The organism is Hydrogenophaga sp. A37 (assembly GCF_002001205.1).
In the GTDB taxonomy this organism is placed as follows: Bacteria; Pseudomonadota; Gammaproteobacteria; order Burkholderiales; family Burkholderiaceae_C; genus Hydrogenophaga.
Window position 1 is genome coordinate 1 of record NZ_MUNZ01000042.1, and the last position, 10,783, is coordinate 10,783.

The 10,783-nt window shown below is 67.9% G+C and carries 8 protein-coding genes; 4 read left to right on the forward strand and 4 right to left on the reverse strand.

The genetic code is table 11. From position 1 onward, the window contains the following. The first annotated feature begins 54 nt into the window (after nucleotides 1-54). A complete protein-coding gene (locus tag B0E41_RS00785; RefSeq protein ID WP_077327726.1) occupies nucleotides 55-1,677 on the forward strand; it encodes a type IIL restriction-modification enzyme MmeI in 1,623 nt (540 codons plus the stop codon). 85 nt (nucleotides 1,678-1,762) lie between these two features. Here the strand turns inward: B0E41_RS00785 and B0E41_RS00790 are convergent, their stop codons facing one another. Next, on the reverse strand, nucleotides 1,763-2,353 hold the full coding sequence (locus tag B0E41_RS00790; protein WP_077327729.1) for an ORF6N domain-containing protein: 591 nt from the start codon (nucleotides 2,351-2,353) through the stop codon (nucleotides 1,763-1,765). A 135-nt stretch (nucleotides 2,354-2,488) separates the two neighbouring features. On the opposite strand from B0E41_RS00790, the gene B0E41_RS00795 reads away from it, so the two are divergent. The 3 genes from B0E41_RS00795 to B0E41_RS00805 all read left to right on the forward strand — a co-directional run bounded on the left by B0E41_RS00795 (nucleotide 2,489) and on the right by B0E41_RS00805 (nucleotide 6,769). Then, nucleotides 2,489-3,829 (forward strand): potassium transporter TrkG, encoded by a 1,341-nt coding sequence (locus B0E41_RS00795; RefSeq protein WP_077327732.1) that lies wholly within the window; start codon nucleotides 2,489-2,491, stop codon nucleotides 3,827-3,829. Next, the gene (locus B0E41_RS00800; protein ID WP_077327736.1) at nucleotides 3,819-4,493 is read left to right on the forward strand and encodes a TrkA family potassium uptake protein; all 675 of its coding nucleotides are present in this window, start codon (nucleotides 3,819-3,821) and stop codon (nucleotides 4,491-4,493) included. Before B0E41_RS00795 ends, B0E41_RS00800 begins: the two co-directional genes overlap by 11 nt. Nucleotides 4,494-4,690: 197 nt before the next feature. Beyond that, entirely contained in the window at nucleotides 4,691-6,769 is a 2,079-nt protein-coding gene (locus tag B0E41_RS00805) for a sensor histidine kinase (protein WP_077327739.1), read from the forward strand. A gap of 57 nt (nucleotides 6,770-6,826) precedes the next feature. Here B0E41_RS00805 and B0E41_RS00810 read toward each other — a convergent pair whose 3' ends face one another. From B0E41_RS00810 to B0E41_RS00820, 3 genes are all read right to left on the reverse strand, one after another. After that, entirely contained in the window at nucleotides 6,827-9,133 is a 2,307-nt protein-coding gene (locus tag B0E41_RS00810; protein ID WP_077327741.1) for a zeta toxin family protein, read from the reverse strand. A gap of 11 nt (nucleotides 9,134-9,144) precedes the next feature. Beyond that, nucleotides 9,145-9,489, reverse strand: a complete 345-nt coding sequence (locus B0E41_RS00815; RefSeq protein ID WP_077327744.1) for a hypothetical protein — start codon at nucleotides 9,487-9,489, stop codon at nucleotides 9,145-9,147. A 108-nt stretch (nucleotides 9,490-9,597) separates the two neighbouring features. Further along, on the reverse strand, nucleotides 9,598-10,698 hold the full coding sequence (locus B0E41_RS00820; RefSeq protein WP_077327747.1) for a patatin-like phospholipase family protein: 1,101 nt from the start codon (nucleotides 10,696-10,698) through the stop codon (nucleotides 9,598-9,600). Nucleotides 10,699-10,783 lie beyond the last annotated feature (85 nt).

Genomic DNA, 10,783 nt, shown 5'->3' on the forward strand with positions numbered 1-10,783 from the left:
CCCCCCCCCCCCCCCCGGAAAACGACAATTCCGGACGAGTCGCCGTTGTCCCTCGTGGACGTCATCCCCGACCATCCGTGGGTGGACAGCGCCAATGGTGCAGCGGTGCGCATCGCCATGACCGTGGCCGCGAGAGGCGCCGGGCTGGAAGGGCGCTTGCGGCGCGTGACCGATGAACGCAGCGGCGCGGACGGCGAGGTGGAGGTCGCGCTCGACGAGCGCCAGGGGTTGATCCATGCGGACCTCAGCCTTGGCGCGAACGTGGCGGCGGCGGGACCGCTGCGGGCCAACACGGGCGTCTCGTCACCGGGCGTAAAGCTGCATGGCGGTGGTTTCATCGTCACACGCGAAGAGGCTGCAGCCTTGCTCCCTCTCCCCCTGGGAGAGGGCGGGGGTGAGGGCTCGCCCGCCAAGGTGCCCCTCATCCGCGAATACCGCAACGGCCGCGACCTCATGGCCAAGTCGCGCGACGTGCAGGTGATCGACGCATTCGGCCTGAACGCCGAACAACTGCGCGAGCGCTTCCCGGCGGTTTTCCAATGGTTGTTGGAGCGCGTGAAGCCAGAGCGCGATGCCAAAAGCGATTCCAAAGACGGCGCCGGATACGCTGCGCTCTGGTGGCAGTTTGGCAAGCCACGGCAAGAAATGCGGCGCCAGCTTGTCGGTCTGCCGTGTTACATCGCCACGGTCGAAACGGCGAAACACCGCACGTTCCAGTTCCTCGATGCGAGTGTGCTGCCGGACAACATGCTGATCGCCATCGCATCGAACGATGCGGCTTGGTTGGGCGTGCTGTCCAGCCAGATCCACGTCGAATGGGCACTGGCCGCAGGCGGTCGCCTCGGCGTTGGCAACGATCCGCGCTACAACAAGTCGCGCTGCTTCGAAACCTTCCCCTTCCCCAGCGACGACACCGGCCTCACGCCCGCGCTCACCGAGCGCATCCGCCAGCTCGCCGAGCAGTTGGACGCGCACCGCAAGGCGCGGCAGGCGGCGTTTGAAACTGTCACGCTCACGGGGCTCTACAACGTGCTCGACAAGCTGCGCCGCGGCGAACCACTCAACGCCAAAGACAAGGCGCTGCACGAGCAGGGCCTGGTGAGCGTGCTGCAGAGCCTGCACGACGAACTGGACGCCGCCGTGCTGCAGGCCTACGGCTGGAACGACCTGGGCGCCGTGCCGTGGAGCGACGAAGCCGCGCGCGCCGCCTGGACCGAAGCGTTGCTGGAGCGGCTGGTGGCGCTGAACGCGAAACGCGCCGCCGAAGAAGCCGCCGGCACGGTGCGCTGGCTGCGCCCCGAGTTCCAAGACCCGGCGCGGCGAGCGGCGGCAGCAACCCCGGCACCGCAGCCCGAGCAAGCGGGCATCGCCGGTGTGGAAACCGAAGCCGAGGCCGAAGCCCTCGCCGACGTGACGGCGGACAACGCAGAAACACTTGCCGAAACCTCTGCCACAGCACCCGCTGCCACCCTCACCCAGCCCTGGCCGTCCACCCTGCCTGAGCAGGTGCGCGCAGTGGCGCAGTTGCTCAGCGCCAGCCCCGCGCCGCTGCCGCTACCGGCTATCGAGGCCAGCTTCAAAGGCAAAGGCCCGTGGAAAAAGGGCCTGCCCCGCATCCTTGAAACCCTCGAAGCCCTGGGCCGCGCGCAGCGGGTGGGCGGCGGCTGGCGGGGTTGACGCGGCAGGGAGGTGGTCGCTGCCTGCGACCACGCGAAGAGGTGTCTCACACCCCCGCGTCCCGAAACGCGTCGGGGCATCGTGCTCAGTCCGTGCGCCGGGCCTTGGGCGGTTTGGCAGCGCCCTTGTCCTCGGGTGGCACGAAGCCGATGGGCCGCTTGGGCGGATCGGGCGGCACCGTGAGTTCGCGCAATGCATCGAGCACCTGCCGCAGTTGGACGCGGGTATTGCGACTGAAGCTGTCGTGGTCCATGGCAAGGGCTTCGGTTTTCTCTTCTAGAGCATCCAGCCGTTTCGCCAGATCGCGGTGTTCGATGGCTGCTTCGCGCAGCTTGACGAAGGCGCGCACGACGTAGATGCCCATCTCCACCGCTTGGGCCGACGCCAGCACGTTGGCGGCCTGGATGGCGCCGTGTTCGGTGAAGGCGTAGGGCAGCGTTCTGGAGAATTTGAGCTTGGCGAGGTGGTCGCAGTTTGCGACCACCTCGCCTTTTTCTGCATCCGTCAGCTGGAACAGAAAATCGGGCGGAAAGCGCTCGATGTTGCGTTTGACCTGCTCGTTCAGGCGTTTGGTGGGCACGCCATACAGCTCCGCCAGATCGGCGTCGATGATGACTTTGATGCCGCGCACCAACTGGATGCGCGGTTCGATGCGGTTCACGGTGACCGTGTTCATGTGTGGAATCCTCCCTGGCTGCGTACCGCTGCTGTGCGGTACGGCGTGCATGGTAAGGCCGCCCGCCCGCTGTGGCCGCGGGGACCGGCGCCACCTCTGCGACAGACTAGACTCGCTCACTCCCCCGCCCAGCCCATGAAGAACCACCTGCCCACCCACCCGGCCGCCGTGCTGGCCCTGGCGTTTCTGGCCACCATCGTGCTGGGCACGGCGCTGCTGATGTTGCCCTGGGCCAGCGCCAGCGGCGAGAGCGCGCCGTGGCTGACGGCGCTGTTCACCGCCACCTCGGCGGTGTGCGTGACCGGGCTGGTGGTGGTGGACACGGGCACTTACTGGAGCCCGCTGGGCCAGGGGCTGGTGATGGCGCTGTTTCAGCTCGGGGGCTTCGGCATGATGACCTCGGCCACGCTGATGGGCCTCTTGATCGGCGGCCACATGAAGCTGCGCACGCGGCTGTTGCTGCAGTCGGAAACGCACGCGCTGTCGCTGGGCGACGTGCGCTCGGTGGCGCGCATGGTGCTGGTGGTGACGGTGGTGGTGGAGGGCGTGGTGGCGTTGTGGCTGGCGGCGCGCTTCGCCATGACGATGGGTCTGGGCTGGCGCGAGGCGCTGTGGCAGGGCGCGTTTCACTCGGTCTCGGCCTACAACAACGCGGGTTTTTCCACCTGGCCCGACAACGTGATGCGCCACGTGACGGACGGCTGGGTGCTGGGTCCGCTGATGCTGGCCATTGTGGTGGGCGGGCTGGGGTTTCCGGTCATCACCGAGCTCTGGGCCAACCGCCGCAAGCGGCACGCGCGTTGGTCGGTGCACACCACGCTGACGGTCTGGGGCTCGGCGGCGCTGGTGCTGCTGGGCACGCTGGCGCTGTGGCTGGTGGAGCACAACAACCCCAAGACGCTGGGGCCCCTGGGCTTGGCCGATCAGTGGCTGGCGGCGATGTTCACCTCGGTCTCGGCGCGCACGGCGGGGTTCAACGCGGTGGACATCGGCGCGCTGAAGATGGAGTCGCTGGTGCTGCACTGTGTGCTGATGTTCATCGGCGGCGGCAGCGCGGGCACGGCCGGCGGCGTGAAGGTGACCACGGTGTTCCTGCTGCTGCTGATCGTGTGGGCCGAGATCCGCGGCCGCGCCGACGTGGAGCTGCGCGGGCGGCGCATCGGCACCCAGGTGCAGCGCCAGGCGCTGTCGATCCTGGTGCTCAGCGGCGCGGCGGTGTCGCTCGGGCTGTTGCTCATCATTCCGCTGGCGGATCATTTGCCGCTGGAGAAGCTGATGTTCGAGGTGGTGTCGGCCTTTGCCACGGTGGGCCTGTCCGCCGGCATCACGGCCGAACTGCCGCCCGGCGCGCAGGGCGTGATCATTGCGCTGATGTACGCCGGCCGCGTGGGCGTGGTCACGCTGGCGCTGGCACTGGCGATCAACCAGGTACCCAGGGCGTACCGATATCCCGAGGAGAAACCGATTGTTGGCTAAATCAAACTCAAAACGGGGCGACAGCGTGGTCGTCATCGGGCTGGGGCGCTTTGGCGCCAGCGTGGCGCGTGCGCTGGTGGCGGCGGGGCACGAGGTGCTGGCCATGGACACCGACGAGGAGGTGGTGCAGGACCTGGCGCACGAGTTGCCGCACGTCGTCAAGGCGGACGCCACCGAGCTGCAGGCGCTCCAGCAGCTGTCGGTGACCGACTTCTCGCACGCGGTGGTGAGCATCGGCGCCAACCTGGAGGCGAGCGTGCTGACCGTGCTGAACCTGGCGCAGATGGGCATGAAGGACATCTGGGCCAAGGCCAACAGCCCGCAACACGGGCGCATTGCCGAGCGGGTGGGCGCGCACCACGTGATCTACCCCGAGGCCGACATGGGCGAGCGGGTGGCGCACCTGGTGACGGGCAAGATGATGGAGTTCATCGAGTTCGACGACGGTTTTGCCATCGCCAAGACCCGCGCGCCGATGGAGACGCACAACAAGACACTGGCGGTGTCGAACGTGCGCAAGAAGCACGGCATCACGGTGGTGGGCATCAAGCGCCGCCACCAGGACTTCATCTACGCCCAGCCCGAGACCGAAATCAAGCCCGGGGATCACCTGATCCTGGCCGGGCCGACGCCCCTGGTCGAGCAGTTTGCCGCACTGTACTGAGCGGCTGATCGGCGGCTGTACCGGGGCTCAATGCGAGCCGATTTCCACCGATATACCCGGACAACAGGGTTTTGTTTCTGGACTCACCGCATGGCACTTCACGACTTCATCCGCCTCAGCCTGGCCCCGCTGGATCTTTGCCGGAGTGAACCTTTCGCAACCCGATTCAGCATGGAGACCTTCCTTTGAACCACCGCATGCGTTCCTTTGTGGCGCTGGTGATCGTGTTCGCCGGCTTGGCCGCGGGCGTGTTGTGGTGGCAGTCGCTGCACGCGCAGGCACAGCTGCGCGAGCAGGTGCTGCTGCAGGCCGAGCAGCGCAGCCTGCACGTGGCCGATGCGATGGCCGGGCAGGTGCAGGCGCAACTCAACACGATGGACGTCACGCTCCGGACGCTGCGCGACCACTGGAGGCGCGAGCCGCGGGAGCGTTTCGACGTGCTGGCGAAGGACGCACTGGCCAGCTTGCCGCCGGGCCTGGTCTCGCACGTTTCGGTGGCCGACGCCAGTGGCCATCTGGCCTACAACAGTCTGGGGCTGGAAACCGGGCGCTATGTGGGCGACCGCGACAGCTTTCAGGTGGCGCGCCAGGGCGCCGATGCGATGCGGGTGTCGGCGACGGTGCGTTCGCGCCTGACCGAGCGCTGGGTGTTTGTGGTGGATCGACCGCTGCTGCGCCAGGGGCGTTTCGACGGGGTGATCTACATGGTGGTGGAGTCGGCTTACATCGCCCGCGAACTGGGCCAGCTGGAGCTGTCGGACCAGGACGTGGTGTCGCTGCTGCACCCGGGTGGCCACTACCTGGCGCGCAGCAGGAGCAACGAGGCGTCGATGGGCCAGCTGGTGCCGGGGGACCACCCGTTCCGGACCGATCTGGCCCTGGTGCGCGGCACCTACCGCGGGAACGACGTGGTCGACCACGCGCCACGCACCTACGGCTGGCACCGTTTGGCCGGTGCGGGGCTGGTGGTGTCGGTCGGCCTGGCCGACGACTCGGTGCTGGCGCCGCTGGCGCCGGCGCTGCGGCGCAACCTGCTGGTCACCGGGGTCCTGTCCCTGCTGTTGATGGGCTTTGGCGGCGTGATCGTGCGGGACCAGCTGCGCATGGCGCGCAGCCAGCGGGCGCTGGCGCGCAGTGAGGCGGGGCTGAATGAGGCGCAGCAGCTGGCGGGCCTGGGCAGCTGGGAGTACGACCTGGGCTCGGGCCGGCTGTGGTGGTCCGACGAGGTGTACCGCATCTTCGAGGTCGATCCGGCGCTGTCGCAACCTTCGTTCGAGCGCTTCCTCGCGTCGGTGCATCCGGAAGACAAGGCCCTGGTGCAGCAGGCCTTTGACGCCTCGGTCCGCGATCGCCGCACCTACAACGTGGTGCACCGGCTGCTGCTGCCCGGCGGGCGGGTGAAGTACGTGCGCGAGCGGGGCGTGACCGAGTACGACGGCGACCGGCCGGTGCGCAGCATGGGCACGGTGCTGGACATCACCGAGGTGCGCACGGCGCAGCTGGCGCTGAAGCAGCTCAACGACGAACTGGAGTTGCGCGTGGCCGAGCGCACGCGCGAACTGGCGCTGGTCAACCGCGAACTGGAGGCGTTTGCCTACAGCGTGTCGCACGACCTGCGCACGCCGCTGCGCAGCATCAACGGCTTTGCCTGCGTGCTGGAAGAGGGCGAGGCCGGGGCGATGTCCGACATCGGTCGCCGCCACCTGCGGCGCATCCAGGACGGCTCGCGCCGCATGGGGCAGTTGATCACCGACCTGCTGTCGCTGGCGCACCTGAGCCGCACGGAGGTGCGCCAGGTGCCGGTGGACCTGAGCGAGCTGGCGTGGTCGGTCGTGCGGGATCTGCAGATCGCCGAGCCACAGCGTGTGGTGGACTGGCACATGGAGGCCGGGATGATGGCCACGGCCGACCCCGGACTGATGCTGGTGGTGTTGCAAAACCTGCTGGGCAACGCCTGGAAATACACCAGCGAGACGCCCAACGCCCGCATATCGTTCACGCAGGAGCGCCACGAGGCGGAGGGCGTGACCGTTTTCTGCGTGCGCGACAACGGCGCGGGCTTTGACATGGCCTACGCGGCCCAGCTGTTCCAGCCCTTCAAGCGGCTGCATGCCCACGACGAGTTCGAGGGCTCGGGCGTGGGGCTGGCGACGGTGAGCCGTGTGATCCGCCGCCATGGCGGCGAGGTGCGCGGCGAGGGCGCGGTGGGCCAGGGTGCGGCGTTCTATTTCACGTTGCCTGACGAGCAGCTGGCGGTGGACATGGTCGAGAGCTGAGTGAGTCCGGGAGCAGCCGAGGTTGCTGAAACGAGGGGCCTGGCGCCGCCCTGAGGCTCACGCCATGGCGCGCTGTGGCGCCTCGCGTTGCGGGGCGCTGACCTGTGTCCGTTCCCCGGTCTGCTCGCGCGCCTGCGTCTGGGCCACCGCATGGGCGCGCTCCAGGTGCTGGTCGGCGCTCTGGCTCTGCGCGGCCTTCACGCTGAACTCGCTGACGGGCGCGCTCTCCTGCACCACCGCCACGCGCTCGCCGTCCTTGCTCAGGTGAAACGCCCGCACGTCGCCCCGGTGCGCGTGTTGCTGGGCGTGGCCCACGGCGGCCGCGCTGACGCGTTCGATCTGTTCAGGGCTGTGGCCCCGCGCGCTCAGGGCCGGGCCGAGCTGGGCCTGTGCGAGCTGGTGGTGTCGCTCCTGCTGCGGCGAGCGCTCGGCCCGGGGGCTCGTTGATGTCGTCGTTGAAGTCGCCTTGGGGCTCAGTTCGGCCGGCAGCTCGGGCAGCTTCATGCCGCGCTCTTGCATGCTTTCGCGGATCGCGCCCAGGTGGCCGGTGTCGCGCCACAGTTCGTTCAGCCCGTCCTTCACCCGCCCAGCCTGTCGCTCCTGCGCCAGGGCTTTGGGCCAGCCCTGGTCGACGTTGTTGTGCGGGTCCTTGTTGGCCGCCAGCGCCAAAACGGCTTGGCGGCCCTGTGCCACCTCGCCCACGTACTGGCCGTGTTTCTCGGCCAACTGCTGGTTGCTCAGTGCCCGGTAGTTCTCCACCGGCTGGTGGGGCAGGGCGCGCGGGTACCGCTCGTGCACGGCGTCGCTCAGCGCGCCGCGAGCGGCATCGGCGGGGCGCTTGCCCGCGTCGACGTGTTTCGCCAGCGCGTCGTTGACATCGTCCTTGTCCACCTTGGGGTATTTCGCGTGGGTCTGCTCCCAGGCCTTGTCGATGCCGGCACGGGCTTCGAAGCTGCGGCCGTTGCGCTCGGCTTCCGTGCTGAATGTTTCGCTGGTCTCGTTCAGGCGGGTCTGCAGCTGGGCGCGTTGGGCGGGGTCGGTTTCGCTCTGCAGGTCTTGCTTCAGGCTGTTGACCTGGCCGAGCAAGCGGCCTTCCTTGGACACGTGGTCGTAGCCCAGTTCGCCCACCTCGCGGCCCAGTGCCTTGCTCCACCGCTGCAGGCGCGAGTCTTCGTAGAGCTTCTCAGCGCCGTAGGCCGCGGCACCGCCGGTGGCCAGGCCACCCACCACGGGGCCGACCGGGCCGGTGACGGGGCTGGTGAGCGTGCCGGCGGCAGCACCGGGGATCGCGCCCACGGTGGCCGCGGTGCCGGTGAGCACGGCCTTGGTGCCCTGGTTGGCCGCTTCCTCGCTGCCGCGCACCCACTGCTCGCGGTTGGAGCGCGCGGTGTCGATGGCGGCGTCGATCTGCTGCTTGCCCTCAAAGGCGCCATACGCCGTGCCCAGAACGCCGGCCGCCTTGATCGTGGGCCGGACGGCTCGGTGACCACCGACCTCGTTGTGCAGCCGCTGCACGCCGGGTTCGACCGCCAGCGCGCGGCGTTCGTCGAGCAGGTGGCTGGCGGTGTCGGCGTTCACGCGCTCGTTGGGCACGCGCTCTGGCAAGGTGCGGTGCCATTGGCGTTGCGCGTCGGTTGACTGGTGCAGGTCGTTGAGGCGTTCCTGCGTCAACCGGCCGCTGCGGGCCGTCTCCAGCGCCTGACCTGGCGAAGCCTTGGGGGATGTGCGTGAATCGAAATGCAGCCGGCCTTCGCGGTCGTAGACCTGGACCGGGACGCCGGTCTGCTTCGCCACGTCGTCGAGGGCGCCGGGGAGTTGTTGATACACCGCCGAACGAACCTCCTGGGGGACGTAGCGGCCGTGGCCTCGACGATCCAGGTCATCGGTGAACCGTTTGTCAACACCCAGCTCGCTCTCGAGTCGGTGGGCTGCGACAGCGCGTATCTCTACGTCGTAGCCCTTGGCTTGGAGGTCTTTGATGACATCGGCTCTGGGCATGGTGGTGTCCAGAACCAGGTTCTTGCGCTGGGCCACTGCGTCAGCTCGAAGCTCCTGCGCCCAGCGGCTGGCATCGCTGTGTGTTTCTCCAGACCAGGTGTATGGCTTCAGGCCGCGCAGGGTGCGTGCGTCGGGATGAGCGCTGCGCAGATCGTCCGGATCGATCACCGCCGCATTTCCGTCCATCTCTGAAAGTGCTGTGCGTGCCAGACCGCCCTTGCCGGCACCAGGTTGTCCCGCCAGGATGATGGCTTTCGGACGGGCGTGTCCCCCAGTGACCTGTGTGTACTTTGCGTCCTGAAGGATCTGATTCTTGAGGATCCGGTCGTGCTGGTCGGCTGGAATGGCGGGGTAGTCGTGTGCCATGGCCCGCTCCCTCAATCCTGGTCCCAAGCGAAGAACTTCATCAGTTCTTCTCCGCCATCGCGTCGGTGCAGTTGCAGGAGGCGCAATTTCTTTCGCGCGTTGGCAGCTTTGTCGGTATCCCCTGCCGCGTCGGCAGCGGCCACTTCATCACTGGCGCTTTCGACGAAGCTGTCCATGTCGCCTTCCAATCGCCAAAACGCTCGCTCCAGTTGATCGGTTCGTTGCGCCTTGCTCATGTCTGGCCTGAGACCGACGGCTGTCAGTCCCTCTTCCAGTCTCGCAATCAGCTCAGGATGGTCCTTGAGTGCTTCCTGCAGCACTTCGGGCACGGGCGGGTGTTCGGTGAAAGTCGTCATGTCATGTCCCTGAAAAGCAGAAAAGCATCGGCTGAACCGAATGCCGTTGAATATTGGCACAGGCGCGCTGCTGCTTCGCCTGCATCCCTGTCAGAACCGGAGCAGCCATCAGCCCGTGTACACCTCCGGCAGCGCATACGTCGAGCGCTGGCCGAGGTGCTTGCCGTGTTCGTGCAGCCAGTCGTCGGCCGCGCGCCGGCCAATGCCATGCAGCTGGGAGAGAAAGGACCAGCCGGTCTCGGTCTTGCTCGATGCGCCGAACGGCGAGAGCTCTGCTTCGGCGCTGATCTTGTGCAGGCGCAGGTCGTCCACGCGGCGGAACAGCGGTCGCTGGAAGCTGGTGTCGGGCCGGCCGGCGTCGTTCAGCAGCTCCTTGATGAGGCCGATGGTGCGCAGTTCTTTGAGCAGGCTGGCGTTGAAGGTGACCTCGCTGGCGCGGTCGAGGATGTCGCTGGCCTGGGTGGGAATCCGGTCCCGCCGGTCGGGGTTGATCTGCACCAGCATCAGGTCGTCTGCGGGCGTTTCGCTGATCAGCGGCATCAGCGTGGGGTTGCCGGCGTAGCCGCCGTCCCAGTAGGCCTCGCCCTTCACCATCACCGCCTGGAACAGCAACGGCATGCAGGCCGAGGCGAGCACCATGTCGGCGGTGAGCTCGTCCTGGCGGAACACGTGCAGCTCACCGGTGGCGACGTGCGTGGCCGCGATGAACAGCTGGGTGCGGTGGCAGGCGCGCACATGCTCGAAATTCACCGTGTCTTCCAGGATTTTGCGCAGCGGGTTGAGGTTGAGCGGGTTGAACTGGTAGGGCGAGAACTGGCCGCCGACGTATTTCGCGGCCGTTTGCCAAGGGGCCATGGCCGCCTGAAGCCAGGGGTTTTGCGTGCCGAACAGCGCGCCGAGCGGGCCGGTCTCCAGGTGGTGAAAGGACGAGGATTCGGCCACGCTTTTCCAGAAGCGGGCGAGGCAGGCCTGCGCGCCCACGCGGCCGCCTTCCATCAGGCCCGCGGCCAGGGCCACGGCGTTCATGGCGCCGGCGCTGGTGCCGCTGATGCCTGAGATCTCCAGCCGCTCGTCGTCCAGCAGGCGGTCGAGTACGCCCCAGGTGAAGGCGCCGTGCGAACCGCCGCCTTGCAGGGCGAGGTCGATGAGCAGGTGGGTGCCGGGCGCGCGCTTCGGTGGGCGGGCGGAGGCGCGGGGTGGTGTGGCCATGGGATGCGGTCCTCTCAGCGTTCTGGAGCGGAGATTGTGCTGTGCAGCATGGTGCTTGTGCCATTCTGCTCGGGGCCCTGTGCTC